Raw genomic sequence first — 26,424 nt, forward strand, 5'->3', positions numbered from 1 at the left:
CTGACGGCAGCGTCGGTTCAGCCCGCAAACAGGTCTTTCAGCCACTGCAGCGGGTCCAGGTCCAGCCGCCAGACGCCGCCTGCAGTCTGAAACTCTTCCAGCACCCAGTCACCCTGAGCCTGCGTCACCCCGGCGGGCTGCGGCATGCGATGCAGCGGCTGGCCCGCCAGGCTGGTGCGCATGAAGTCAATCCAGATCGGCAGCGCCACGGTGGACCCAAATTCACGCGCCCCCAACGAGCGCGGCTCGTCAAAGCCCATCCACGCCACCGCCGTGGTGCTGCCGCTGTAACCGGCAAACCAGCCGTCAAACGCATCGCTGCTGGTGCCGGTCTTGCCCGCCAGGTCTGACCGGGCCAGCCGGTTGGAGGCGGCGGCGCCCGTACCCGAGGTGACCACTTCACGCAGCAGGCTGTCGGTGATGAAGGCGTTGCGCGCATCCAGCACCCGCGCGCTCTCCTGCGCGGGCAGCGCCGGTTTGGCCTCAAACAGCACCGTACCGCGGCTGTCCACCACCTTCTGGATCAAATACGGGTTGATCTGATAACCGCCATTGGCAAACACCGAGTACGCCCCGGCCATCTGCAGCGGCGTGACCGCGCCGGTGCCCAGCGCCAGCGTGTAGTTGACCGGGTGCCGGGCCGCGTCAAAACCAAAACGCGGCAAAAAGTCATGTGCCACTTGCGGCGTGATGCCGCGCAGCAGCCGCACCGCCGCCACGTTTTTGGACTGCGCCAGCGCGGTACGCAGGGTGATGGCGCCGTCGTAAACGTTGTCGTCGTTTTGCGGCGACCAGGGCGGGCCACCGGTCTCGGCCGAGGTCAGCGTCAGCGGCGCGTCATTCACCAGCGTGCCCGGTGAGTAGCCTTTTTCCAGCGCGGCCGAGTAAATGAACGGCTTCATGGTCGAGCCAGGCTGGCGCCAGGCCTGCGTGACGTGGTTGAACTCGCTGAGACCAAAATCAAACCCGCCCACCAGGGCGCGGTAGGCGCCGGTCTGGTTGTTCAGCGCGACCAATGCGGCGCCTACCGTGGGCAACTGCGCCATGGCCCAGCCGCCGCGGCTGGTTTTGACGACACGGATCACCGAACCGGGCCGGATCTTGAGCGCCACCGACGCTTTGGGCGACAGGGCGGCCGCCGCCCAGCGCAGGCCATCGGCCACCAGCTCAATCGTTTCACCATTGGCCAGCACCGCCTGCACGCTGCCCGGTTTGGCCGACAGCACCACCGCCGCCAGCAGTGCGTCGCTGGCCGGGTGCTGCTGCAGCGTGGCCTCGATGAGTTTCTGCCGCTCGGTGGTGTTGGCGGGCAGGGTGATGTGGGCCTCGGGCCCACGGTAGCCGTGGCGCTGGTCATAGGCCAGCACATGGCGGCGCAGCGCGTCATAAGCGGCTTTTTGATCGGCATTGACCAGCGTGGTGGTGACACTGATGCCGCGGGTGTAGGCCTCGTCCTTGAACTGGGCATAGATGGCCTGGCGCACCATCTCGGCCGCGTGCTGCGCATGGTTGCCCACCGACTGGCCCTCGCCCAGCACATGCAGGTTTTCCTGCAACGCGGCCTTGTGCTGCGCCTCGGTGATGTAACCCAGCGCCAGCATGCGTTTGAGCACCAGCGCCTGGCGAGCTTTGGCGCGCGTGGGGTTGGCAATCGGGTTGATGCTGGACGGCGCTTGCGGCAAACCGGCCAGCATGGCGGCCTGCGCCAGCGTCAGGTCTTTCAGCGGTTTGCCAAAGTAAATGCGCGCCGCGCTGCTGAAGCCGTACGCCCGCTGGCCCAGGTAAATCTGGTTCATGTAGAGCTCCAGAATCTGGTCTTTGCTCAGCTCGCGCTCAATCTTGTAGGCCAGCATCACCTCGGTGATCTTGCGCGAAATCAGCTTTTCGCGGGTCAGGAAAAAGTTGCGCGCCAGCTGCATGGTGATGGTGGAGGCACCCTGCTTGAGGCCTCCACTCAGGTCCGCCAGCACGGCCCGCACCACGCCTTTGTAATCCACCCCGCCGTGGTCGTAAAAACGCGCGTCTTCAATGGCCAGCAGCGCCTGGCGCTGGATCAACGGGATGTCTTTGATGGCTACAAAGTCACGCCGCTCCTGGCCAAACTCACCAATCAGCACGTTGTCACTGGTGTAGACGCGCAGCGGGATTTTGGGCCGGTAGTCGGTCAGGACGTCCAGGCTGGGCAGGTCCAGCGGGGTGGCGGCAAAGGCCACGGGCCAGCTCAGTGCCCACAGCAACAGCACGCGGCACAGGCCGGCAGAGAGGAATGGTTTCAAGATGGACAAGGCAAAAAAGACCCGGGGGTGCGCTGCCACGTGCAGCAAGGGTCAAAAGCCCCGGATTATCGTGACAGCGCCCGTTGCAGCGGCGTCGCTTGCGTGAAATAGACCGTCTCAGTTGTAAAGGTTTGCAACCAGCGAGCCGGTCATGGTCTGGCTCGTCACCCCGGAGGCAGCGGGCAGGTGGCTTTTTTCAGCCAGGCGGTGAACCAGAAACTGCTGCCGACCAGCGGTGTGCTGACCATGCCGGCCTCACCGCCCATGAGCTGCGCCAGCTTCCTGGTCATGACCAGGCCCAGCCCCACCCCGGCAAATCGCCGGGTGGTCGAGTTGTCGGCCTGCTCAAACAGGCCAAACAGCCGCGGGCTGTCTTCGGGTGCAATGCCGATCCCGGTGTCGGTCACCTCAAAACGCAACAAGACGCTGTCGCCGCTTTCGTCCACCGTGTCAACACGCACCGTGACCGTGCCCGATTCGGTGAACTTGATGGCGTTGTCCACCAGATTGTGCAAAGCCTGCTGCAGCTTGACCCGGTCACCCAGCAGCAACGGCGCCACCCGCGCCACCTCGCAGACCACCCGCAGACCCTTGGCCCGGGCCGCCGACCGGTGCGCGTTCACCACGTTGTCCACCACGCTGCTGACCTGCACGGCCTCCAGCGCCGGCACAAATTGGCACGACTCGATGTCGGCCACGGTCAGGATGGCATCCATGATTTTGAGCAGCCGCCTTTCTGCAGCTTCCATCTTGTCAAGGCGCCCGAGTTGCTCAAGCGTCAGGCCGGAGCGGCGCAGCAGGTAGAGCATGCCCGCGATGGTGTTGAGCGGGGTGCGGATTTCATGCGAGACATTGGCGAGAAAAGCGCTTTTGGCCTGGTTGGCCACCTCGGCCGCCTGTTGCGCCTGGTGCAGTTCAGCGGTGCGCTGCGCCACCAACTCTTCCAGCCGGTACTGGTAGCGTTTGAGTTCGGCGGCCGCCTTGACCTGCTGCATCACGTCCGTCACCACGACGCGCAAGGTGGCAGGCTGCCCGGGTTTGAGCAGGCGCAGACTGTCCAGCCGCACATGCAGGCGAAAACCGTCTGCAGCCACCAGCGCCAGCTCAGCGCTGAGTTTCTCGTCCTGTTTGAAGGCCTTGACGCAGTAGGTGTGCCACAGATCCGTCTGCTCGGGCACCACGAACTGCGAAAAAGGACAGGTCAGCAGCTTGGCGCGCTCGGTTCTCAGGAAATGGGCCGCGGTCAGGTTGGCCTCGGCCACCACCCCCTTGTCGGTGATGGTGAGGTAGCCCACCGGGGCCATCTCATAAAAGTCAGCAAAACGTTCCCGCAACGCCGCCAGTTCCTCCTGTAGCTGCCGCACGGTGTCGTTTGGCGTCGCCACGCTGAAGGGGGGCGCTTGCAGGCCATGTGGCGCGTCCTGCGGCTCGGACGGTGCCGTCACCGGGGGTGACCGCACCGGGATGTGCGTGTGCTCATGACGGCGAAAAGCTAGCGGGCTCGTTGCTCGCCCCTGGGCGGTGGGCCCGGTGCCGGGTAGCGTCATCATGCAATGGCGCCCCCCGCCATGTTGGCACCCCACGTGCAGGTCTTGTCATCTGGCGTGACATCAACAGGCATCTGGCGGCTGCCGATGGAGGCCCGGGCGAAGGGGGTCGCGTATGCCAAATCAAACATGGGTTGTCTCCTCGGGTTCGTTGGCCAAGCGTTAGGCGTGTGACAGGGGATGGCGGGTGTCCACGTCTTGGCGTGGATCAAAAAAGGGGACAGGCTAGGGGCGTGGCTGTTGGCTAAGTTCGTCCATCACCACCATCCAGTCATGCATCTCCGCGCTGGGGCCGAAACTTTGCGCCTGCGCCTTGAAATAGGCTGCAGAGGCCGTGGGGTGGGAATGACCTGATGCCACCGGCATCCAGCGGGTTCGGGGTGCATCGGGCGGGAGGGTGCCAGTGCCAGATGGGTGAGTCGTTTCAAGTTGCTTCATGGCCGCACTTTTTGGAACTGATGTGGGCCGGGAGCTTATCGAGCAGCTTGGGGCTTGTGAATACGTGCTCGCGCTTACGGTGCGGTTGGTAAGCAGTTGCACGTATGTATGAAGATACAGCTTTGTATAGACGCGGACACACCTTTTTGTTACGCTGTCAGCGCCCTCTGGTCACGATGCCCGAGCGGTTCAGCGGAGAGAGAAGAATGACAACGCGTCCACCACGGAAGAAGGGTCATCACCCTGCGCCGAAGCCACCCACGGCAGCCTCGGTGGTCATGCACGCAGAAGACCCGTTGTTCCCGTCCATCCAACCTGCAGACGATGAACAAAACCCCTTGAGAAAGACCGCCGAGGCGCAACTGGCAGCTTCGATGCGGGACGACGCCAACGCGTCGGCCGACCCCGTCTTGCACGAACTGCGCGTCCATCAACTTGAGCTGGAGATGCAAAACGAGGCCTTGCATGAGGCGCAGGTCATCCTGGAAGAGTCGCGCGACCGCTACCAGGATTTGTATGAGATGGCCCCCGTCGGGCACCTCACCCTGAGCGTGGACGGCAGCATCGAAGAGATCAACCTGTACGGCGCCAAGCTGCTTCAGGACAACCGGCAAACCCTGCTGCACCGACGGTTTTTCCAGTACGTGGCGCCCGCCAACCAGCACGCCTGGCACATGTTTTGGCAGCAGGCGCTGCAAGGCAACGAGCTCCAGCGCGGCGAAATTGATCTGATAGGCCGAGACGGCGCAGTGACCACGGTGCGTGTCAAGTGCGCCGCCATTCAGGTGGCGGGTGAGTTGCGGGGCGTGCGCATCGCGCTGAGCGACATCACCGACCTGAAACAGGCACTGGCTGAGCTGCAAACCCGGGAAGATCGTCTGCAAATGGCGACCGCCGCCAGTGGTTTGGGCTTGTTTGACGACTACCTGACAGGCGACCTTCCCCTGCTGGACAACCGCCTGCGCGAGATCTGGGGCTTTGAGCCCAATGAGCCGGTCAGCTTTCAACAGGTGGTGGCCGGGGTGCACCCGGACGACCGCCAGGCGATGCAGACCGCCCTGGCCCGATCGCTCAGCCCGCGTGGCAACGGCCACTATTTCGCCAAGTACCGTGTGGTCAACCGGGTCACGGGCGTCGTGCACCATGTCGTGGCTTTTGGCCGGGTGTATTACCGGGACGGGTTGGCCGTGCGGATCATCGGCACCGTGAACGACATCACCGAACATGTCCAACTGGAGGAAGAGGTGCGGGCCCGACGCCATGCCATGGAGCTGCTGGCGCACCAGCAAATCGCCACGCAGACGGCTGCGGCCATCGCCCACGAAATCAACCAGCCACTGATCTCGGTGTCGGCCTACAGCGAGGCCGCCCTGCACATGCTGCGTGATGGGGTGAAGCAGAAGGACAAACTGAAACGTGCGCTCGAGGGTGCGGTGCAACAGGCCCAGCGCGCCGGGCGGGCGTTACACGAATTGCTTGACTTTCTGCACAAAGGCGAGACCGCCACCGAGTCGCTGGACCTGAACCAGGTGGTGTCGGAGGCGGTCGGGTTTGTCGAAAAGGGCAACCATTGCACCTGCACGGTGGCTCTGGAGCAAGACCCTGATCTGCCGCCAGTACAAATCAACCGTCTGCAGATTCAGAAAGTGGTCATCAACCTGGTGCAAAACGCCTGCGAGGCGATGCATACCAAGGACCTGCCGCATGACGCGATCACGATCAAGGTCATGGTGCGCCACATGGCCGACATCCCGATGGCCCAAGTGAGCGTGTATGACCGAGGACCCGGCTTCAGCGCCGAGTCGATCAAACGCGCGTTCGACCCGTTCTTCACCACCAAAACCAACGGCATCGGCCTGGGCTTGGCCATCAGCCGCGCGCTCGTCGAGGCCAACGGCGGCCAGCTGTGGGTTGACCCCGCGCCCGGGCCGGGCGCCATTCTGCACTTTTCACTACCTTTTGCATCATGAAGAAATTAGTCAAGGTGTATATCGTGGACGACGACCCGGCGGTGCGGGAATCATTGACGCTGCTGCTGGAACAGGAAAACGTCCTGGTGGAGAGCTTTGCCAGTGCCGAGGATTTCCTGGCCACCAACCGCTGGCTGCCGGTGAGTTGCGTCATTGTTGACATCCATATGCCCGGCATGGACGGGATGGCGCTGCAGAAAGAGCTGACACGGCGCGGCTGCCACATCCCGCTGATTTTCTTGACAGGTTACGGCGATATTGCGCAAAGTGTGCGGGCCATCAAGGCGGGGGCGATCGACTTTCTGACCAAACCCGTCACCGCCCAAGCGCTGATGAACAGTGTGCAGAGCGCTCTCAATGCCGGTGTGCTGCTGTACGAGCAGACAGAAATGAGCCGCAGCGTTGCCAGCCGCATGGCCGCACTGACGGAGCGCGAACGTGAGGTGATGACCCTGGCCGTGCAAGGCCTGACCAACAAGGAAATTGCACGGCAACTGGGCATCAGCTACCGGACGGTGGAAGTCCACCGGGCCCGGGTGATGCACAAGACCGGCGCCAGCACGGTGCTGGACCTGTCCCGCCTCGCCGTGCCGACACGACGGCGCACCGACCGTGTGGCCAGAGACGCCAGCGGCCCTGAAGACAAAACCGGCGCGCCCACCTTGCCCGCCCTGCCCGCCTTGGCATGACCCGCTGGCGGCCAGCGTCATCACCCACGCCCCTCACGCAGAACAGCGTCACACCATGGCGGGTGCGTGCGAATAACACTTTTTCGGGCAGATCTTGGCGCACGACGTGCAGCCGATGCACTGCTCCGGGTGGGCCAGGGTCATGACCTTCTTTTCGTATTCCTCGTCGTCGTCATCGTCGTCCAGATCAACGGCGATGCGCTCGCCGTCTTCGGTGAGGCCGACCAGTTCCATCACGCCGCGCGGGCAGACTTTGAAGCAGCGGCCGCAGCCGATGCATTTTTCGTCGTCGATGGCGGTGACAAAGGTCGGTGTCCAGACCTCGCCGCTGGGCAGGGTCACGGTGTAGGGGCTGGTCATGTCTGCGTCTCCTTAGGCTTTGCGGTTCAGAGCCCGGCCGCTGCGGCGGCTTGGCGGGCGTCCATCAGCATGGCGTGGGCTTCATGGCAACGTTGGGCCACCTGCAGGATTGATTCCCAGTTGGTCGGCAGCTCTTCGGACAGGTCATGCAGGTCCATCTTGGCCTGGGTGGCGCGGGCGTTGAGTTTTTTCAGCCGCGCCTTGAGTTCGTCGGTTTCCATGGGCATGGTCAGGCTCCGTATTGGGCAACTTCGGGGTAGGTGCGGATCATGGTGACCGCTTCGTTCAGGAACTTGGTGCCCGCCTCGGACAGCTTGGCCAGCGAGGTGAAGCCAAAGCGGTGTACGTCGCGCAGCTGTTTGTTGACCACCACCAGCCGCCCGGCCAGCAGCACCATGCGGCCAAAACCTTCGTGGCTCATCTTCATCATGGGCGAGACCATCTGGCCGGTCTCGTGCTCGATGGCGACCGCAATGGCGTTGTAAAACAGTTCCAGGTGCCACAGCGTCTCGGGGTCCGGGTCGCCGATGATGGGCAGGGCGCGCCGCTCTTCGGCGGTGTGCAGGTAGGGTTTGAGCAGCTGCAGGTCGGTTTTGTTGTCCCAGGTGCCATTGATGTCCTGCGCACGCAGCTGTTTGATCAACTGCTGCACAAACGGGCTGGCCAAGTGAGCCGCGTCGCTGGCGGGCTCGGTGGCGATGTCCAGGGTGGCTTGCTCGGTCATGGGGTCACCTCGTCTTCTTCAAAGTTAAAGCTGCGCACGCCGTCTTTGGCCAGCGCCTTGCGCAGCCACGGTGGCGGTGTACCGTTGAGCACCCCCTGCAGCTTGTCCAGAATGCCGGTGATCGACTCGGGTTGCGGCACCTTGATGGGGTGAACCTTCAGCGCCACCACACGCGCAGCCGCCGAGCCGCCAATGGCCGCCACATACACGATGGCGCAGTCCTGGATGGCGGCGATCTTGGGGCCGAGTTTGTCTTCGTCGCCATCTTCTTCGAGGTCGCTGCCAAACTCGAAGCTCTCGACGAAGTGGTAGCCCTCGGGCGAGATGTCGTACACGACGATGCTGGGCGCCCAGCCAAAGTGCGCATCCACACGCGCTTTGTCCTGGGTGGTGAAGGCGATTTTCATGGTGCGCTCCTTATTAAAGGTGAGTCAGGCGCTGGTCTCGGCCAGGCTGGGGTGGGCGGGTGAAGCGGAAAACTCAGGGTCGGCGGCAACGGTTGAGGCAGCGCGCAGGGCCTCGGGGCTCAGCGGCCAGTCGGTCGCGTGGTGGTGTTTGATCTGCTCGATCATCAGGTTGGCTACCTCAAAAATCAGCGCCATGGTGCCGCGGTAACCGACCTGGCAGCGGTGCGCGTTGCCCACGCGGTCAAACACCGGGAAACCGATGCGCAGCAAGGGTTTGCCCAGCCGCTCGGCGGCCTGGCGGCCATGCGAATGGGTCACCAGCAGATCGCAATCGGCGGCGCCACGCTCCAGGTCTTCCAGGTCGCCCAACAACACGGTCTCGGCGGGCAGCAGGGCATGGGCGGCCGATTTGGTGGTGCTGACACAACAGCGCAGCTCGGCGCCCATCTCGTGCAGCAGGCAACCCACGGCCAGCAGCAAGTCAGGCTCGGCGGCGATGGCCACCTTGATGCCGCCGGTGTAGAAATGGCCGTCCAGCATGGCGTCGAGCAATTGGCTGCGCTGGCGGCGGTATTTGGCGGGCACCGGTTTACCGGAGAGTTGCGACAGCCGCTGCAGAAAGTGATCGTTCACCGCCAAGCCGGTCAACCGGTCAAAAATTTCCAGCGGTGTCCCGGCAATCTCTTGCAAAGCCAGCGCGGCATCGCGGGTTTGTTCACCCACGCCAATCGTCAGGGCCGAGGCACCCGCAGCGCGAATGTCTTCCAGTGTGGTGCCGCCCAACGTGGTGCCGCGCCAGTCCGGCGGAATATGGCCATCGAGCGAGCCCGACATGTCGGGCAACACCATCACCGTCAGGCCAAAGGCTTCGATGATCTCGCGCAACTCATCAATATCAGCGGGCGACAAATGGCTGCCCGGCAACAGCGTGACCTGATCGGGCTTGACCGGCAACGGTTTGACCAAGGTGCGCACGATGGCGGTGACGGCATGGCGGTAGCCGTCCTCAAAACCGCCCACATAGTCGGGCGTGGAGGCGTAGATGATCTCGGTGTCGGCCAGTTCGGGGTGGCGTTTGCGCACCGTGACGATGAACCCCTCTACATCGTCGCCTTTGGTTTCGGTCAGGCCAGTGGAGCAGATGGCGATGATCTTGGGCGCGGCGCGCTTGCGGATATTGAGCAACGCCGCCTCGATGTTGTCGTAACCGCCCAGGATCGAGGTGACCTCGTTCATGGCGGTGGTTTGTAACGGAATCGACTCCTTGAAGTGGCGCACCAGCAGCACCAGGCCAAACGAGGTGCAGCCTTGCGAGCCGTGCATCACCGGCATGCAGGCGTCCAGCCCCAGAAAGGCCAGACTGGCGCCCAACGGCTGGCTCATCTTGAGCGGGTTGACCGCACAGGCTTTTTTGGATTCAACAACGTGTGCCATGAAGCAGGGTTCTCGCGTTGGGGCGGTGTTCAGGCCGGAATCTCTTCGGGCGCCAGGCCCAAAGCGTGTGCCGCGACATCCGCCAGAAAATGGATCGGTTGGGCCGCTGCGGGCTGCGGTGTCACCGCTGGCACGGCCCCCAAGGTGTCGCCGTCGTCACCCCAGGGCGCGGGCAAACGCACCTGCTGCCAGACCGGGTTGGACAAGGCGCGGTCGATCTGGTGCACCAGTTCCACCGCGCCTTCATAACCCGCGTAGGCGTAGAAACGCTCCTGGTTGATGTCCAGCCAGGGCATGCGTGCCTTGAGCGCCACAAACTGGCTGCGCCCGCCCGAGAGCATGATGTCGGCACGCGCCTCGCGCAGCATGTCGTACATCTCGCGCGGGGTCATGTTGTCGATCATGTGGGCGTCGTCGCCCATGATCTCCTTGATCTTTTCCTTGTCTTCCTTGGTCGATTTTTTGACGCTGGTGCCCACAATCACCAGCCCGGCTTCTTGCAGCGCCGCCACCACCGACCAGGACTTGACGCCGCCGGTGATCAGCAGCACCCGTTTGCCGCTTAAGCGCTGTTTGTAATGGTCGATCCGCTGCCAGGCACGGGCTTCCTCCACCGCAATCAGCTGCTCGGTACGCACCAGCAAGTCAGCAGGTGCGCCTTGCTGCACCAGCAATTGGGCGATCTGGCGCAGGCTGTCGCTCATGTCGCCAATGCCGTAGAACGAGCCCTCAAAGTACGGAATACCCCAGCGCGCCTGCATTTTGGTGGCGACGTTGATCATCGACTTGGAGCACACCATCATGTTCACCCGGGCGCGGTGGGCGCTGGCAATCTCGTTGTAGCGGCCATCACCGGCAATGCAGCACAAGATGCGGATGCCTAAAGCATCGAGCAGCGGCTTGACCTGCCACAACTCACCCACCAGGTTGTACTCACCAATGATGTTGATGTCATAGGGCGTGGTGAACTCGGGCTCGACGGTGCCGATCACGTAGTCCAGCAGCGCCTCGGCACCCAGCTTGTTGCCCAGGTTCTTGATGCCGGCAAAACCGGGCGCGTTGACCGGGATGACGGGTTTGCCAAATTTCTCTGACGCGCGCTGGCAGACCGCCTCGATGTCGTCACCCACCAGAGCGGGCACACAGGTCTGGTAGACAAACACCGCAGGCGGGTTGTATTTGTCAATAATCTCGCGGATCGACTTGAACAGGCGTTTTTCACCGCCATAAATCACGTCCAGCTCGTTGGTGTCGGTGGTGAAGCCGGTGCGGTAAATCTGCGGGCCGCTGGAGGCGCTGTGCCGGTTGTCCCAGGCATTACCCGCGCAGGCAATCGGCCCGTGGACCAGGTGCGCCACATCGGCGATCGGCTGCAGGGCGATCATGGCGCCGTCAAACGCACAGCCACCCGCCGCGGCACCGGGCGCGAGTTGTTTGCCGCAGCCCTTTTGGCGGTCTTTCTCGGATTTGGCCTGGTTTTTGTCGCACGCAGGCTCTTCAAACAGGTCAGCAATCTTGGCCTTGAGCGCGACAGACATGGCAGGCTCCTGATGAGGTAGTTGCGTCTGTCAATGCATTTTTGGTGCCAGGCCAAAACAGCCGCCACCCACCCGTTTGACGGTGCCAGAGCGCGCCCGACAGACGGTTTTGGCCGATTTGAAGGAATCCCGACAAAACTTGACGCCGAAAGTCACCCCACCGCCAACGACACAGCCAGACATCGCAGCCCTAGAATTCGAGTCTGGAACCCAGAGACCTTGCAGCCCGCTGCTGACCTGACAAGATGACACATCCAACAGAACCCACACCCCCCAACCGCCCCGGTGACGCGGCGTGGGCATGGCTGGCCGGCCATGCCACCTGGCATGCCTGATCGTCCTTTGCCGCCCCACAAGTCCAGCATCGATGAGGCCTGGCCAATCGTGCTGGTGTATGCCGGCTTTGCCAGCCTGTGGATATTGGTGTCGGACAAGGCTTTGAACTGGCTGATCACCGATACGGCCAGCATGACGCGGATCAGCATGCTCAAGGGTTGGCTGTTTGTCGCGGTGACATCGCTGTTCCTGTTCAGCCTGATTCGGCGGATGGTGGACCGGTTGCACCACTCGATAGACGCTGTCAAGCAAAGAGAACTGGAATTGCGCGAAAGCCAAAGCCGACTCCAGGCCACGCTGGACGCCTTGCCCGACATGCTGTTTGAAGTGAGCCAGGATGGCCGCATCTACCGCTGCCACACCCATCGCGACGATTTGCTGGCGTCGCCGCCTGACCTGTTTCTGGGCAAGTTGTTCTCTGACTTCCTGCCACCGCTGGCGTCCCAGGTGTGTCTTGCGGCGCTGCGGGAGGCTGCCGAACACGGGTATTCAACCGGCAAGACCTATGCGCTTCAGTTACCGCAGGGGCAACGCTGGTTCGAGCTGTCGGTGTCGCCGCTGCGCGACAGTGAAGACCCGCACGACCACTTCATCTTCATTGCCCGCGACATCACACAACGCAAATCCGCCGACGAAAAACTCCAGCTCGCCGGACGCGTTTTCACCCATGCCCGCGAAGGCATCATGGTCACCAGCGCCGACGGTGTGATCGTCGATGTCAACGAAGCGTTCACCCGCATCACGGGCTATGCCCGTGACGAGGCGGTGGGTCAGAAGCCCTCCCTGTTGCAGTCCGGCAGGCAAGGTCAAGCGTTTTATGCCGGGCTGTGGGGCGACCTGATGGCGCGTGGTTACTGGAGTGGCGAAATCTGGAACCGCCGCAAAAATGGTGAAATTTTTGCCGAACTGATGACCATCAGCGCCATCCGCGACGCGTCAGGTCACACCGTGCAGTATGTGGCCCTGCTGTCAGACATCACCGAACTCAAGGAACACCAGATCGAGCTGGAGCGTGTCGCCCATTTCGATGCCCTGACCAACCTGCCCAACCGCATCCTGCTGACAGACCGCCTGCAGCAGGCCATGCAGCACATGCCGCATAGCGGCCAACAACTGGCGGTGGCCTACCTGGACCTGGACGATTTCAAGTCGGTCAATGACACCTATGGCCATGACATAGGTGACCTGTTGCTGCTGGCGCTGGCCAAACGCATCAAGGAAACCCTGCGCGAGGGCGACACGCTGGCGCGTATCGGCGGTGACGAATTTGTCGCTGTCCTGATTGATCTGGACAACGTGGCGGCGAGTCTGCCCATGCTGAGCCGCCTGGTCAGCGCAGCCTGCGAGCCGGTGCAACTCGGTGACCTGACGGTGCAGGTGTCGGCCAGTCTGGGCGTGACGTTTTACCCGCAGGATCAGACGCTGGACGCCGACCAGTTGCTGCGCCAGGCCGATCAGGCCATGTACCAGGCCAAACTGGCCGGCAAAAATCGCTACCACCTCTTTGATGCCGAGCAGGACAGCAGCATCCGCGACCGCCACGAGACGCTGACCGGCATCGGGCAGGCGCTGGCGCGCAACGAATTTGTGCTGCACTACCAGCCCAAGGTGAACATGCGCACAGGCCGTGTGGTGGGCGTCGAAGCCTTGATCCGCTGGCAGCACCCGGTCAAAGGTCTGCTGGCGCCGGGCCTGTTTTTGCCGGTGGTGGAGGACCACCCGCTGTCGGTGGCAATGGGTGAATGGGTGCTGGACACGGCGCTGAGCCAGATCGAGACCTGGCGCCGCGCCGGGCTGGACCTGGCCATCAGCATCAACGTGGGCGCACGCCAGTTGCAGCAATCGGATTTTGTGATGCGGCTCAAGACGATTCTGGCGGCCCACCCGCAGGTTGATCCGGCCTGGCTGGAGCTTGAAATCCTGGAAACCAGCGCCCTGCATGACATGACCCAGGTGTCCCGAGTGATTGAAGCCTGCGAACAGATGGGCGTGAAGTTTGCACTGGACGACTTTGGCACCGGCTACTCGTCATTGACTTACCTGAAGCGCCTGCGGGTGGCGCTGCTGAAGATCGACCAGAGTTTTGTGCACGACATGCTGGACAACGCAGACGACCTGGCGATTTTGGAAGGGGTGATCGGGCTGGCGGCCGCTTTCAAGCGCGAGGTGATTGCCGAAGGGGTCGAAACCGTGGCGCACGGCACCGCGCTGCTGCAACTTGGCTGTGACCTGGCGCAGGGCTACGGCATTGCCCGGCCGATGCCAGCCGACGCCCTGCCCGGCTGGGTGAGCACCTGGCGGCCCGACCCGACCTGGCAACACTTTCAGCGTTAGCGCGAGTCGTCAGCCACGCGACTGAACCGCCGCGCTCTTCACGACAAAAATGGCCGCCAGCCCTTATGGCAAAAGGGCTGGCGGCCATCAGGATCTGGCAAGCTGTCAGAACTTGACCAGAATATCCTCGTCGCGCACCACCATCTGGCAGGCCAGGCGCCACGGCGGCGGCAGGTCTTTGGTCTCGGCGTCCGCAATCTGCTGGGCGGTGATCTTGCCCGCGAGCTTGAGCACCAGTTTTTCCTTTTCGGTCAGCGCCACACCAATCGGTGTTTTGCCCGACAGCACCGACACCTGCACCTGGCAGGAGCCACATTCGCCGTTTTCACACTCGGACGATAACGGCACGTCGTTGGCCTTGGCCACGGCAAGCAGGGTTTTGGTATCACCGGCAACGGCATACACCGTCACGTCTTTTTTCATGCGGGGGGAGCTAAAAGTCACATTGGCCATGATGTTCCCCTTTAACGAACGATGTCGTAGCTGTAGTCGGTCTTGCCGATGGCCATGGTGTTGGCATCCAACGCTTCAAAGAACTCGTCGAGCAACATCACCAGCACACGCAGGCCGCCTTCATAACCCCAGGTGGGGTAACGGTGGTGGTGGTGGCGGTCGTGGATCGGGAACACCAGACGCACCAGTGGCACCTTGGTATCACGCTCCAGGAACTTGCCATAAGTGTTGCCAATCAGGAAGTCCACCGGTTCGGTGAACAGCAACGAACGCAGATGCCAGAGATCACGCTTCGGATACACCTTGCAACCCTTGCCGTAAGGCGTGGAGTCAAACAGCGCCTGCACCTTGGCCGCCCATTCGTTGGTGCCGTTGGTGGACAACACATGGGTCGGCTCGGCACCGAGTTCGAGCAAGAAGGCGGCGTAACCCAACAGCTGGTCAGGGTCACCATACAGGGCGAAACGTTTGCCGTGCAAATGGGCCTGGCTGTCGGCCAGCGCATCCACCAACTGGCCGCGCTCTTTTTCCAGCTCAGCAGGAATGGGTTTACCTGTCAAGTGCGAGATGGCCATCAGGAACTTGTCGGTGCCAGCCACGCCGACCGGGGCGTTGAGGGTGACCACTTCCTGGCCGTGCTCAGCGATGAATTTGCTGGTTTTTTCGCAGCAGAATTCCTGGAACACGATGGTGGCCTTGGCGTGCAGGGCGGCCACGACTTCTTCTTTGGTGGTGCCACCGGCGTACATGCGGAATTCGCCGTCAGTGGGGGTGTTCCAGCTCTCGGACGGGTCACAGATGATGTTCACCTTGACGTCGAACAGGCTGAAGATGCGGCGAATTTCCTTCATGTTGCCGACGACAAAGCCGTCGAAACCACCGATGAAGTTGATGCTGTCGTTGGGCACGCGCACCAGCGGCTCTTCGGTCTTGGCCTTGCCGTCCCAGAAGTGGCGCAGCACACCCAGCAAAGCGTTGTCGTAGCCGGTGATGTGGCTACCTACAAAAGCCGGGGTGTGGGCAAACGGCACGTCAAACTCTTCGGGAATGCTGCCCTTTTGTTTGCTGGTTTTGATGAACGCGTCGACGTCATCACCAATCACCTCGGCCATGCAAGTGGTGGACACCGCAATCATGTCCGGCTTGTACAGGCTGTAGGCGTTGGCCAAGCCGTCGACCATGTTGTTCAGGCCACCAAACACTGCGGCGTCTTCGGTCATGCTGGATGACACACAGCTGGTGGGCTCCTTGAAATGGCGCGAGAAGTGGGCGCGGTAATACGCCACACAACCCTGGCTGCCATGCACAAAACTCAGGGTTTTGGCAAAGCCGTTGGCGGCAAACACCGCACCCAGCGGCTGGCAGGCTTTGGCCGGGTTGACCACGAGGGAATCGCGGGCGAAGTTTTTGAGTTTGTAGTCTTCGGTCTTGGTCCACTCCACGGTCTGGCCGATGGTGGCTTCGGAATGGTTGAATTCAAAGGCCTTCTTCTTCTCGAAGAGGTCTTGGTACTCGGGTTCACGAAACAACATTTCGTGGTCAATGACTTTGTCGGCAACTTGAGGCATGGTGGGCTCCAATAAGGGTTAAAGGTTGGCGGCTAAGCGAGCCTTGCTACACCCTGCCAGGGCACCCACGGATCCGGCTTCGCCGGTCCGTTGGGTGCGCCCCTTGAGGGGTATGCGGCTACACGCAGTGAGCAAGCAACGGGGAGGATCAAGCTTTCCAGGGGGCCTTGGTCAAACCCCAGACCGGGCTGGAGATCGCCATGTCCATGTCACGGGCAAAGATGGCAAAGCCGTCATACCCGTGGTAAGGGCCGGAGTAGTCCCAGCTGTGCATCTGACGGAAGGGCACACCCATCTTCTGGAACACGTACTTTTCCTTGATGCCTGAGCCCACCAGGTCGGGCTTGATGCCTTCCACAAAGTGCTCGAACTCGTAACCCGTCACATCGTCATAAATCAGCGTGCTGTCTTTGACGTAGTGGGTGGTGCGCTGGTAGTCGTCGTTGTGGGCGAACTCGTAGCCGGTGCCCACAATTTCCATCCCCAGGTCTTCGTAGGCGCCAATCACGTGACGCGGACGCAGACCACCCACATACAACATCACTTTCTTGCCTTGCAGACGCGGACGGTACTTGTCGATGACAGCTTGCATCAGCGGTTTGTACTTGGCGATCACCTCTTCGGCCTTGGCCTTGATGCTGTCGTCAAAGTGGCTGGCGATCTCGCGCAGGCTGGCTTCGATCTTGCTCGGACCAAAGAAGTTGTATTCCACCCATGGGATGCCGTACTTTTCTTCCATGTGCCGGCTGATGTAGTTCATCGAGCGGTAGCAGTGCAGCACATTGAGCTTGGCCTTAGGCGTGTTCTCGATTTCAGCGATGGTGCCGTCACCGGACCACTGCGAGATCACACGCAAGCCCATTTCTTCGAGCAGGATGCGGCTGGACCAAGCATCACCACCGATGTTGTAGTCACCAATGATGGCCACGTCGTACGGGGTCGACACAAACTGCGAGGTGTGACCGGTGTCGGTGCGGTCGAACACCCAGTCGCGGATGGCGTCGTTGGCCAGGTGGTGGCCCAGCGACTGGCTGACACCCCGGAAACCTTCACAACGCACGGGCACGATGGTCTTGCCTTCGTACTCCTTGCTCTTTTTCTTGGAGACGGCCTCGATGTCGTCACCAATCAGGCCAATCGGGCACTCGGATTGGATCGAAATGCCTTTGTTCAGCGGGAACAGCACCTGGATCTCGTCGATGATCTTGTCGAGCTTTTTGTCGCCGCCAAAAACGATGTCCTTCTCCTGGAAGTCGGAGGTGAACTGCATCGTCACAAAGGAGTCGATGCCGGTGGTGCCGATGTAGTAATTGCGGCGGTTGGCCCAGGAGTACTGGCCGCAGCCGACCGGGCCATGGCTGATGTGCACCATGTCCTTGATCGGGCCCCAGACCACCCCTTTGGAGCCCGCATAGGCGCAGCCACGAATGGTCATCACGCCGGGCAGCGACTTGATGTTGGACTTGACCCCGCAATCGGGGCGGCCTTCTTCAAAAGTGCTGAGGTGTTTGGCGCGCCGCTTGGCCATTTTTTCGGGGTAGGCCTTCAGCACTTCTTCAATCAGGGCCTTGTTGGTGGCCTTGCGCTCTTCAACGGTGGCGGTCATGGGGTAACTCCAGTAGGTGATGTTGGGGGTGTGGTGAAAGTCCCGGTCTGGTCACGTAGCGCAACGCAGACCGGAATTCACACCTCTTAGGCAGCGGCGAGCTGCGCTGCGGCGGCTTGGGCAGCGGCCAGTTCTGCGGCAGCCTTGCCGACCAGGGATTCGTCGATCACGTCCATGATCCCGAACTCCATCAGCATGTCTTCGAGCTGGTCCATCGTGATGGGGGTGGGGATGGTGCCGTTGCCCGCGTTGTTGTGGACCTTTTGCGCCAGCGTGCGGTATTCACCGGCCTGTTTGGAGTCAGGGGCGTATTCGATCACCGTCATACGGCGCAGTTCGGCGTGTTGCACCACGTTGTCACGCGGCACAAAGTGGATCAGCTTGCTGCCGAGCATGCCCGCCAGCGCGTCGGCCAGTTCGTATTCCTTGTCGGTCTTGCGCTCGTTACACACCAGGCCACCCAGACGCACACCACCCGAGTTGGCGTATTTCAGAATGCCCTTGGAGATGTTGTTGGCGGCGTACATGGCCATCATTTCGCCGGACATGACGATGTAGATTTCCTGCGCCTTGTTTTCGCGGATGGGCATGGCAAAACCGCCACACACCACGTCACCGAGCACGTCGTAGGACACATAGTCCACACCGTCGTAGGCGCCGTTTTCTTCGAGGAAGTTGATCGAGGTGATCACACCGCGGCCAGCGCAACCGACACCTGGCTCTGGGCCACCGGATTCAACACAACGGATGTTTTTGTAACCAATCTTCATCACGTCTTCGAGCTCCAGATCCTCCACCGAGCCGGCTTCGGCGGCCAGTGACAGGATGGTGTCCTGTGCCTTGGCGTGCAGGATCAGACGGGTGGAGTCGGCTTTGGGGTCGCAGCCGACGATGAGGATTTTTTGGCCCAGGTCAGACAAGGCTGCCAGGGTGTTTTGAGAAGTGGTGGATTTGCCGATGCCACCTTTGCCGTAGAAGGCGATTTGCCGAAGTTTAGCCATTGCAGTACTCCAATCAGGAAGGGTTGAAAAACCAAGCTTGCGTAGCCGCGACTACTTGTCTGCCTGACGTGTCCAATGGTCTTCTTCTTGTAGTCACGTTTGGCCGGATGTGAGTCCGCGCTCCCTGTTCATTGCAGCTTCCGTGCCATGTGTCTACGGTGCTTGTCATGGTTTTATAAGTTGTTGTTTTCATTGGACAAAAACAATTTTTTGGGTGCTTTTTGCGTGATGCCAGGGTTTTGTTCGCTTCCCGACAAAACCAGCGACCGTGTCGTAAAAAGCCCGTCGTCGAAGGCGCCTGGCGCCGGTTTGTGTCGCGTTTGCAGCGCCTGCTGCCGGGTTTTGGCTGGCTTTGGCGGGGTTTCAGGTTGGTACGGTCATTGCAGTTAGAGCCGGGCTTGCTATCAAGTCCACCCGTTCAACCACCACCCAAGGATGTTTCATGACCGCTACCCTCGCCCGCCCAGAGATCGACGACACCGCGCTTGCGCCGCTTGAGAGCGAAGGGCGGCTGCTCAACCCCCTGCACAAAGCGCTCACCGGCGAACCAGGCCGGGTCGGTTTTCGCGGTGAACTCGCCCTGCGTTTTGCCCCCAAGCTGGCCGATGAGGCCCGCCCGCCTGAACTGTTGTGCCCGCAGGCCATGGCCATTGCCAACGTGGGCGAAAAAGACATTCCGTTTTTTGCCGGGTATCTGCTGAGTTTTGAGCATCTGAAAGACGTGGCCGAAGTTCTGGGCGAGGGCTTGAGCGCCCGTGGCAAATATTTCCTGTTCTGCGACAACATCGACCTGTCCAAAAAATACCAGGTGCCTTACAACGGCGCCACCTTCTACGTGCTGCCCATTCTGGAGTCCACCGTGTACAACGAAATGCTGGACCTGTTGTACCTGGAGAAGAACGACCTGAAGAAAAAAGACACGGCAGGCAAGCTCGACTCGGTGGCCAATGCCGCACTCAAGTTCAGCGCCAAGTTTGAAGTCATCAGCTATGAGCAGGGCCTGGCGCTGATGGGGCCGGTACGCAACCCCAACGAAAACCGGCCCGTTTGAGCGGTGGCTTCCTGCTGCGTAACCCGATCTCAACGCTGCGATGCTCGCCGTACGGCAGTACGGCTGCGCTTCTCACATTGACCTCGGGCTGCTCGCGACGGAACCCATCCGATCAAACACCTCGTTCATGGCTACAGATGATGTCTTCGAGGAACTGGATCAGCCCCACCGCTGGTACGGCACCAACCTGGTGGGAGTGCCGTCGCTGCTGCTGGGCAGCGCGGCGTTCAATGCCAACCCGGTGCCGCTGGCGATTGCGGGTACACGCGAGTCACACCAAGGCCTGTTCGCCCTGCTGGAACGCAGCCGCGACCTGAGCGAGGCACAAGACATGTTCACCCACTACCTGAGCATTGCCTTCGGGCTGCGCAAGCCCGACGCGGATGAGCTGCGCAGCATGGGTGCGTCGGAGCAGCGGCGCTGGCACAGCAGCTGGCGCAAGCTGCTGCAGGGCTGGGGCATGGATGCCAATGGCGCGGCAGGTGCGGTGCTCAAGGGCTGGGTGGAAAGCCGCTTTGGCTTGGTGCCGAGTTTTCACAAAGCGCCGCTGGCACGTTTTCCGTCACCCGCGTGGGTGGCTTATCTGCAGGAAAAAACCGCCAGCCGCCACAACAATAACAACATCCACCAGCAGCTCGACCTGTTGTACGAATTCTGCCAATGGGCGCTGCGCCACGCCGTCTTGCCCGGCGTGCCCACGGGCAAACACCTTCGGCTCTGGCGCGGCAGCAACCGCTGTGAGGAGCAGCTGATTGCCGGGCGCCTGCAAGACCGGCACTGCACGGTGCGGCTGAACAACCTGGTGTCGTTCAGCCAGTCAGCCGAAGATGCCTCGTGTTTTGGTGACTGGGTGCTGGAGGTGCAGGTGCCGGTGTGCAAGGTGCTGGTGTTTCCCGGCCTCTTGCCCGGCCAGGTGCTGCAAGGTGAACAGGAGGTGCTGGCGCTCGGCGGCAATTTTGAAGTGACGGCACGTTATGCGTGATCTGCTGGACCGCGCTCTGGGCGCCTACCTGGGTATGGCGATTGGCGACGCGCTGGGCGCCACGGTCGAGTTCATGCGCCCGCGCGAAATCGCCCAGGCCTACGGTGTGCACCGCGACATCATCGGCGGCGGCTGGCTCAAGCTCTCGCGCGGCCAGGTCACCGACGACACCACCATGAGCCTGGCGCTGGGCGGCGCGCTGCTGCAAGGCGGCAGCCCGGCGCTGGCCGCCCTGGCCCATGGCGATGACACACTGGTGCGTCACATCGGCCAGGCGTATGTGCAGTGGTTCAAGGCGCGGCCCGTGGACTGCGGCAACACCTGTCGGCGCGGCATCCTGCGCTTCATGGTGGAGGGCACGCTCGAAGGCCCGTTGAACCCCGGTGACGGCGGCAACGGCGCCCTGATGCGCAACCTGCCCGCCGTGCTGGCCACACTGGGTCACGACGCCTTGTTTGAGCAGCTGTCCCTGGCGCAGGCCCGCCTGACACACCACCACCCGCTGTCAGATGCGGCCACCCTCGGCCTGGGCCAGCTGCTGCGCCTGCTGCTGGGCGGTTTGGACCACGCTGGCTGCCAGGCCTGGGTGTCGCAGTGGGTGGCCGACAACCCCAGTTTCCGGTTGACCCCCTACCGAGGCCGGGCCACCGCCTATGTGGTGGACACCGTGCAAACCGTGCTGCACTACCTCACCCTGCATGACGACTTTGAAGCCGCTTTGGTGGCCACGGTGAACCAGGGCGACGATGCCGACACCACCGGCGCACTGGTCGGCATGCTGGCCGGTGCGCGCTGCGGTGCCGCCCGGCTGCCCTCACGCTGGCTGAAGCGGCTGCAGCCTGACGTCAAACGCGCGGTGACCGACCAGACCTGCGGGCTGTTGGCCCTGACAGGCCGTACCCCTTGATTTTCAGGAGATCCCCATGCCCATTTATGACTACCACTGCCAGGCCTGTGGCCACCGCTTTGAGGCGCTGGTGCGTTCTGGCGCCACACCCGCTTGCCCGCAATGCGCCAGCACCGCGCTCGACAAATGCGTCTCACCGATCGCCCCGGCGGGCAAGATCGAAGCCATCCGCATGGCGCACCGCCGTGTGGCCGCCGCGCAGGGTCTTTTTGACAATTACAGCCCCTCCGACAAAGCCAAATTGCTCCAGGGAAAAAAGAACATCTGACATGGACACCACGGACCGCTACCGCACCTTCAAGGGCATCGATGTCGACGGCCAGACCGCTCGCATGATCGCCCGCATTGAGCTACACACCCAGGGCCTGGACGACCCGTTCTGGGTCTACTTTTTCAAGCGCCGCAACGCCACCCAGGGCATGCGCTGTGACGACCAATTGCTGCTGTCGAGCTTCGTCAACCAGATCCGCGAGCTGCTGGAGTCGCGCGGTGACGAGACCGGCCTGGCCTGGCTGGACCAGCTGGAATGCGAGTGTTTCTAAGCCCGCCTGAACACGCGTTCGCACGCCCGGCGGGGGTGTGACTCTGGCTTTGGCACGCTGGACGCAGCGGGCGGCACCCTGGCCGGGTTGCCGCAGGTGAAAAACGCCGCCACAAGACTTCACTTTCTGGCCGGATAAGCCTAGACTGAACCACCGTGTTCTGCCTGATTTAGGCTTTTCCAACCTGAGGAGTTCCCATGGCCACCATGATGAAAGCTGCGGTGTTTGTTGAGTCCGGTCGTATTGAAGTGGTCGACAAACGCATCCCCGACGTGGGCCCCAACGATGCGCTGATCCGCATCACCACCACCACCATTTGCGGCACCGACGTGCACATCCTCAAGGGTGAATACCCCGTCGCCAAGGGCCTGACCATCGGCCACGAGCCAGTGGGCGTGATCGAGAAGCTGGGCAGTGCCGTGCAGGGCTACCAGGAAGGCCAGCGGGTGATTGCCGGCGCGATTTGCCCCAACTTCAACTCGTATGCCGCGCAAGACGGCGCCCCGTCGCAAGACGGCAGCTACCTGGTGCCGCAAGGCTTGTGCGGCTGCCACGGCTTCAAGGCCACCGCCGGCTGGCGCTTTGGCAACCTGATCGACGGCACCCAGGCCGAATACGTGCTGGTGCCGGACGCGCAAGCCAACCTGGCGCCCATTCCCGATGGCCTGACCGACGAGCAGGTGCTGATGTGCCCGGACATCATGTCCACCGGTTTCAAAGGCGCCGAAAACGCCAACATCCGCATTGGCGACACCGTGGTGGTGTTTGCCCAGGGGCCGATTGGCCTGTGCGCCACCGCAGGCGCGCGGCTGCTGGGGGCCAGCACCATCATCACCGTGGACGGCAACGACCACCGGCTGGACATTTCCAAAAAAATGGGCGCCGACATCACGCTCAACTTCAAGAACTGCGACGTGGTTGACGAGATCATGAAGCTCACCGGCGGCCGCGGTGCCGACAGCGCCATTGAGGCGCTGGGCACGCAGCTCACCTTTGAGTCGGCGCTGCGGGTGCTCAAACCCGGCGGCACACTGTCAAGCCTGGGCGTGTATTCCACTGACCTGAAAATTCCGCTCTCAGCCTTTGCCGCCGGCCTGGGCGACCACAAGATCAACACCGCGCTGTGCCCCGGCGGCAAGGAGCGCATGCGCCGACTGATGAATGTGGTGCAGTCCGGCCGGGTGGACCTGGGCGCGCTGGTCACCCACCAGTACAAGCTGGACAACATCGTCGCCGCCTATGACCTGTTCGCCCACCAGCGCGACGGCGTGCTCAAAATCGCCATCAAACCCTGAGCCACAGGCGCCAGAAAAAGCCACAGCGGCTGGCGGCTGGCGTCAGGGCCTCACGGCCTTGACCCGGCCCGCCAGGCGCTGTGGCTTTTGTCGTCTTTGTCACAGTGTGTCGTTTTGTTGTGTAGCGAGTTATACATCGGTGTAGCGAATCTCACGCCAGTTGTGCTGCCCGTTGAGCGATTTGACCTCTATTTTTGAGATTGGCGCTATATAGTCAAGTTGTTAACGATTTTTGCGGCCATGGAGCCAACTCTGGCATGGTGTTTGCAAAAAGAGCCTACCCACCCAAAGAACCACAGCATCGTGACCACCACGCCCACCCACTTCACCGGCAAGTTACACATCGACACCGCGATGGGCAGTTTTCTGGGCGACAAACGCATCCGCTTGCTGGAGGCCATCGACAAATGCGGCTCCATCTCGCAGGCGGCCAAGGCGGTGCCCATGTCGTACAAGGCCGCCTGGGACGCGGTGGACGACATGAACAACGTGGCCACCGAGCCGCTGGTGCGCCGCACGGCGGGTGGCAAACACGGCGGTGGCACCGAGCTCACCACCTTCGCCCGGCGCCTGATCGCGTTTTACCGGGCGCTGGAGCAGGAGTCGCAACTAGCGCTGGCGCGCCTGACCCGCAATCTGGAGCAAAACGGTGTGGCCGATATTGCCGATTTCCGACAAGTTTTAAAAAGGATGTCCATGAAAACCAGTGCCCGCAACCAGTTCGCCGGACCCATCAGCGCCATCAAAGAGGGCGTGGTGGACACCGAAGTCACGCTTCAGCTCGGCCCCAAGCTGGCGGTCACCGCCATCGTCACCCGCGAGTCGGCGGACAACATGGGCCTGGCGCTGGGCCGCGATGTGCTGGCGTTTGTCAAGGCGTCGTCAATCTTGTTGATGACCGGTGACGACGGCCAGATCTCGGCGCGCAACCGCTTCACCGGCACGGTGGCCAGCATCTCCGAGGGGCCGGTCAACTCGGAAGTGACGCTGGCCCTGCCCGGCGGCCAGCACGTGTTGACCGCGGTGGTGACCGAGCAAAGCGTCCAGCGCCTGCGGTTGAGCCTGGGCCAGCCAGTCACCGCGGTGTTCAAGGCGTCCAGCGTTTTCCTGGCGTCCACCGATTGAGTTTGTTCACAACAAGGGAGTTGTCATGAAACCATCACGCCGGATGTCCGTGTTGCTCGCCTGTCTGGTGAGCGCATCGTTCGCAGTGCATGCCGATGAGGTGTCGGTGGCGGTCGCCGCCAACTTCACCGCACCGATGAAGCAAATCGCCGCCGATTTTGAGAAAGACAGCGGCCACAAGGTGGTGGCCTCATACGGCGCCACTGGCAAGTTTTACGCCCAGATCAAGAACGGTGCGCCGTTTGAGGTGCTGCTCTCGGCCGATGACGAAACCCCGGCGCGGCTGGTGACAGAGAACGCTGCGGTGGCCGGCAGCGCCTTCACCTATGCGCTGGGCAAACTGGTGCTCTGGTCGCCTCAACCGGCGGTGGTGGACGCGGCGGGTGAGGTGCTGAAAAAGGGCGACTTTGATCACCTGGCCGTGGCCAACCCGAAAACCGCGCCCTACGGCGCCGCTGCCGTACAAACCCTGCAAGCCCTCGGTCTGCTGGCGGCGTTGCAGCCCAAATTTGTCACCGGTGAAAACATCAGCCAAACGCATCAGTTTGTCAGCACCGGCAACGCACGGCTGGGTTTTGTGGCGCTGTCGCAGGTGCTCCAAGACGGCAAGATTGCCGGCTCCAGCTGGCGGGTGCCGGCCCATCTGTACACCCCCATCCGCCAGGACGCGGTGCTTCTGAACAAAGGCCAAGGCCAACCAGCGGCAGACGCGCTGATGAAATACCTGCAATCCGACAGGGCCAAAGCCGTCATCCAGTCTTATGGCTACGAATTGCCCTGAAGGCGTGGCCACAACAGGCACGGAACTGGCTTGACCCAAGCGACAACGACTTCATCACGATCACACGCCATGAAAATTGCCATCGCCACCAAAGCCGACTGGACGCAGGTGTCTGGTCACGCCGGACAAACCACCGACTGGCTGGTGTATGACTGCCAGCCAGGCCAGCCCGTTCCCGAGCCGCAGCGCATCGTGCTGACCAAGGCGCAGTTGCCGCACCACTTTCAGGACGACGGCCCGCACCCCTTGCACGGCGTGGAGGTGGTGGTGGCCGCCAGCGCGGGTGACGGCTACATCCGCCACATGGCCAAGTGGGGCGCCCAGGTGCTGCTGACCGGCGAGACCGACCCGCCAACCGCCCTGACAAAGGTCCTGGCCGGTGAGGCGCTGGCCGACACGCGCTTTGACATCACCACCACCCTGTGCAAATTGCGTGACCTGTTTTCACGCCACTGACACCTTGCGCCCATGACCCCAGACCATGACGCCCGCGCCCGTCTGTTGGCAGACCTGCTGGGCCGACCTGCGCACCCGCCCGCCGTAGCCGACCCATTGCGGCCGGTGCTGGCCAGTCTGCTGGCCGGGCGCTGCCTGCAACTGGGGGTGCTCTCCGCCACGCTGGGCTTGCCGGCGCCTGCCTTCCGGGCGCTGTGTGAAGGGTACTTTCCGGGTGACCCGATCGAGCTGCAAAACGCGCCTGAGCAAAACCTGTTCGAGCTGGAGGACCTGCGTGAGCTGCTGCTGGCGCACCGCGCTGGGCGGCGCGAGTCTGAAGTCTGGCTGGCCGACATCGTGGCCTGTGCCTGCGGTGGGCGTGACCACCTGTGGCAAGACCTGGGCCTGGCGCACCGGGGCGAACTCTCCGCCTTGATGAGCCTCGCCTTCCCCTCCCTGGCGGCACTGAACAGCGGCGACATGAAATGGAAGAAGTTCATTTACCGACAATACTGCAGTCGTGACGGCCTTGACCTCTGCCCGGCCCCGTCGTGCGGGGCATGTGCCGAACGCGCCCAATGTTTTGCGCCCGAGACATGAACCCAGCCAACCGCCTGACTTCCCC

The 26,424-nt window shown here is 62.2% G+C and carries 27 protein-coding genes; 13 read left to right on the forward strand and 14 right to left on the reverse strand.

What is annotated here, in order from left to right; translation table 11 throughout:
* Window positions 1-17: 17 nt before the first annotated feature.
* From LHU53_RS13880 to LHU53_RS13890, 4 genes are all read right to left on the reverse strand, one after another.
* Window positions 18-2,276, reverse strand: coding sequence for a penicillin-binding protein 1A (locus LHU53_RS13880; RefSeq protein WP_255632041.1), 2,259 nt, complete (start codon window positions 2,274-2,276; stop codon window positions 18-20).
* A gap of 164 nt (window positions 2,277-2,440) precedes the next feature.
* Window positions 2,441-3,736, reverse strand: a complete 1,296-nt coding sequence (locus tag LHU53_RS19890; protein ID WP_227333260.1) for a PAS domain-containing hybrid sensor histidine kinase/response regulator — start codon at window positions 3,734-3,736, stop codon at window positions 2,441-2,443.
* Window positions 3,737-3,822: 86 nt separating this feature from the next.
* Complete coding sequence (locus LHU53_RS19745; RefSeq protein WP_255632042.1) at window positions 3,823-3,954, reverse strand: hypothetical protein; 132 nt, start codon at window positions 3,952-3,954, stop codon at window positions 3,823-3,825.
* A gap of 94 nt (window positions 3,955-4,048) precedes the next feature.
* Window positions 4,049-4,261 (reverse strand): hypothetical protein, encoded by a 213-nt coding sequence (locus tag LHU53_RS13890; RefSeq protein ID WP_227333261.1) that lies wholly within the window; start codon window positions 4,259-4,261, stop codon window positions 4,049-4,051.
* Window positions 4,262-4,539: 278 nt separating this feature from the next.
* Here LHU53_RS13890 and LHU53_RS13895 point away from each other — a divergent pair, with 278 nt between their 5' ends.
* A complete protein-coding gene (locus LHU53_RS13895) occupies window positions 4,540-6,231 on the forward strand; it encodes an ATP-binding protein (RefSeq protein WP_227333262.1) in 1,692 nt (563 codons plus the stop codon).
* Window positions 6,228-6,920 (forward strand): response regulator transcription factor, encoded by a 693-nt coding sequence (locus tag LHU53_RS13900; protein WP_227333263.1) that lies wholly within the window; start codon window positions 6,228-6,230, stop codon window positions 6,918-6,920. The genes LHU53_RS13895 and LHU53_RS13900 overlap by 4 nt, the downstream gene beginning before the upstream one ends.
* 48 nt (window positions 6,921-6,968) lie before the next feature.
* On the opposite strand, the gene fdxB is transcribed toward LHU53_RS13900, so the two are convergent.
* The 6 genes from fdxB to nifE are packed head-to-tail and all read right to left on the reverse strand — an operon-like array spanning window position 6,969 to window position 11,383.
* Entirely contained in the window at window positions 6,969-7,280 is a 312-nt protein-coding gene (gene fdxB / locus LHU53_RS13905) for a ferredoxin III, nif-specific (RefSeq protein ID WP_227333264.1), read from the reverse strand.
* Window positions 7,281-7,306: 26 nt separating this feature from the next.
* Window positions 7,307-7,507: a CCE_0567 family metalloprotein gene (locus tag LHU53_RS13910; protein ID WP_227333265.1), complete on the reverse strand. Its 201-nt coding sequence runs from the start codon at window positions 7,505-7,507 to the stop codon at window positions 7,307-7,309.
* A gap of 2 nt (window positions 7,508-7,509) precedes the next feature.
* Complete coding sequence (locus tag LHU53_RS13915) at window positions 7,510-8,004, reverse strand: NifX-associated nitrogen fixation protein (RefSeq protein WP_227333266.1); 495 nt, start codon at window positions 8,002-8,004, stop codon at window positions 7,510-7,512.
* Window positions 8,001-8,411 (reverse strand): nitrogen fixation protein NifX, encoded by a 411-nt coding sequence (nifX, locus tag LHU53_RS13920; protein WP_227333267.1) that lies wholly within the window; start codon window positions 8,409-8,411, stop codon window positions 8,001-8,003. The genes LHU53_RS13915 and nifX overlap by 4 nt, the downstream gene beginning before the upstream one ends.
* 24 nt (window positions 8,412-8,435) lie before the next feature.
* Complete coding sequence (nifN, locus tag LHU53_RS13925; RefSeq protein ID WP_227333268.1) at window positions 8,436-9,845, reverse strand: nitrogenase iron-molybdenum cofactor biosynthesis protein NifN; 1,410 nt, start codon at window positions 9,843-9,845, stop codon at window positions 8,436-8,438.
* Between the two features lie 29 nt (window positions 9,846-9,874).
* Window positions 9,875-11,383, reverse strand: coding sequence for a nitrogenase iron-molybdenum cofactor biosynthesis protein NifE (nifE, locus tag LHU53_RS13930; protein WP_227333269.1), 1,509 nt, complete (start codon window positions 11,381-11,383; stop codon window positions 9,875-9,877).
* Window positions 11,384-11,710: 327 nt separating this feature from the next.
* Here nifE and LHU53_RS13935 point away from each other — a divergent pair, with 327 nt between their 5' ends.
* Window positions 11,711-14,053 carry a bifunctional diguanylate cyclase/phosphodiesterase gene (locus LHU53_RS13935; RefSeq protein WP_227333270.1) on the forward strand — a complete coding sequence of 781 codons (2,343 nt, stop codon included), beginning with the start codon at window positions 11,711-11,713 and terminating at the stop codon, window positions 14,051-14,053.
* Window positions 14,054-14,158: 105 nt separating this feature from the next.
* Here the strand turns inward: LHU53_RS13935 and LHU53_RS13940 are convergent, their stop codons facing one another.
* The 4 genes from LHU53_RS13940 to nifH form a co-directional block, all read right to left on the reverse strand.
* Window positions 14,159-14,476 (reverse strand): 2Fe-2S iron-sulfur cluster-binding protein, encoded by a 318-nt coding sequence (locus LHU53_RS13940; RefSeq protein ID WP_227333271.1) that lies wholly within the window; start codon window positions 14,474-14,476, stop codon window positions 14,159-14,161.
* A gap of 41 nt (window positions 14,477-14,517) precedes the next feature.
* Window positions 14,518-16,074 carry a nitrogenase molybdenum-iron protein subunit beta gene (nifK, locus tag LHU53_RS13945; RefSeq protein WP_227333272.1) on the reverse strand — a complete coding sequence of 519 codons (1,557 nt, stop codon included), beginning with the start codon at window positions 16,072-16,074 and terminating at the stop codon, window positions 14,518-14,520.
* A 148-nt stretch (window positions 16,075-16,222) separates the two neighbouring features.
* The gene (nifD, locus tag LHU53_RS13950) at window positions 16,223-17,680 is read right to left on the reverse strand and encodes a nitrogenase molybdenum-iron protein alpha chain (RefSeq protein WP_227333273.1); all 1,458 of its coding nucleotides are present in this window, start codon (window positions 17,678-17,680) and stop codon (window positions 16,223-16,225) included.
* A gap of 86 nt (window positions 17,681-17,766) precedes the next feature.
* Window positions 17,767-18,681 carry a nitrogenase iron protein gene (gene nifH / locus LHU53_RS13955; protein ID WP_078365407.1) on the reverse strand — a complete coding sequence of 305 codons (915 nt, stop codon included), beginning with the start codon at window positions 18,679-18,681 and terminating at the stop codon, window positions 17,767-17,769.
* A 442-nt stretch (window positions 18,682-19,123) separates the two neighbouring features.
* Here nifH and LHU53_RS13960 point away from each other — a divergent pair, with 442 nt between their 5' ends.
* The 10 genes from LHU53_RS13960 to LHU53_RS14005 all read left to right on the forward strand — a co-directional run bounded on the left by LHU53_RS13960 (window position 19,124) and on the right by LHU53_RS14005 (window position 26,399).
* Window positions 19,124-19,732 (forward strand): hypothetical protein, encoded by a 609-nt coding sequence (locus LHU53_RS13960; protein ID WP_227333274.1) that lies wholly within the window; start codon window positions 19,124-19,126, stop codon window positions 19,730-19,732.
* A gap of 127 nt (window positions 19,733-19,859) precedes the next feature.
* Window positions 19,860-20,714 carry an NAD(+)--dinitrogen-reductase ADP-D-ribosyltransferase gene (locus LHU53_RS13965; RefSeq protein WP_227333275.1) on the forward strand — a complete coding sequence of 285 codons (855 nt, stop codon included), beginning with the start codon at window positions 19,860-19,862 and terminating at the stop codon, window positions 20,712-20,714.
* On the forward strand, window positions 20,707-21,621 hold the full coding sequence (gene draG / locus LHU53_RS13970) for an ADP-ribosyl-[dinitrogen reductase] hydrolase (protein WP_227333276.1): 915 nt from the start codon (window positions 20,707-20,709) through the stop codon (window positions 21,619-21,621). Before LHU53_RS13965 ends, draG begins: the two co-directional genes overlap by 8 nt.
* Before the next feature lie 16 nt (window positions 21,622-21,637).
* The gene (locus LHU53_RS13975) at window positions 21,638-21,889 is read left to right on the forward strand and encodes a zinc ribbon domain-containing protein (protein ID WP_227333277.1); all 252 of its coding nucleotides are present in this window, start codon (window positions 21,638-21,640) and stop codon (window positions 21,887-21,889) included.
* Window position 21,890: 1 nt separating this feature from the next.
* A complete protein-coding gene (gene cowN / locus LHU53_RS13980) occupies window positions 21,891-22,163 on the forward strand; it encodes a N(2)-fixation sustaining protein CowN (RefSeq protein WP_227333278.1) in 273 nt (90 codons plus the stop codon).
* Window positions 22,164-22,360: 197 nt separating this feature from the next.
* Window positions 22,361-23,458, forward strand: coding sequence for an NAD(P)-dependent alcohol dehydrogenase (locus tag LHU53_RS13985; protein ID WP_227333279.1), 1,098 nt, complete (start codon window positions 22,361-22,363; stop codon window positions 23,456-23,458).
* 303 nt (window positions 23,459-23,761) lie between these two features.
* Window positions 23,762-24,583: a TOBE domain-containing protein gene (locus LHU53_RS13990; RefSeq protein WP_227333280.1), complete on the forward strand. Its 822-nt coding sequence runs from the start codon at window positions 23,762-23,764 to the stop codon at window positions 24,581-24,583.
* A gap of 25 nt (window positions 24,584-24,608) precedes the next feature.
* On the forward strand, window positions 24,609-25,364 hold the full coding sequence (modA, locus tag LHU53_RS13995) for a molybdate ABC transporter substrate-binding protein (protein WP_227333281.1): 756 nt from the start codon (window positions 24,609-24,611) through the stop codon (window positions 25,362-25,364).
* A gap of 69 nt (window positions 25,365-25,433) precedes the next feature.
* Window positions 25,434-25,820 carry a hypothetical protein gene (locus tag LHU53_RS14000; RefSeq protein ID WP_227333282.1) on the forward strand — a complete coding sequence of 129 codons (387 nt, stop codon included), beginning with the start codon at window positions 25,434-25,436 and terminating at the stop codon, window positions 25,818-25,820.
* A 12-nt stretch (window positions 25,821-25,832) separates the two neighbouring features.
* On the forward strand, window positions 25,833-26,399 hold the full coding sequence (locus LHU53_RS14005; RefSeq protein WP_227333283.1) for a nitrogen fixation protein NifQ: 567 nt from the start codon (window positions 25,833-25,835) through the stop codon (window positions 26,397-26,399).
* Window positions 26,400-26,424 lie beyond the last annotated feature (25 nt).

It is taken from the genome of Rhodoferax sp. U2-2l (genome assembly GCF_020594515.1).
Lineage (GTDB): Bacteria > Pseudomonadota > Gammaproteobacteria > Burkholderiales > Burkholderiaceae_C > Rhodoferax.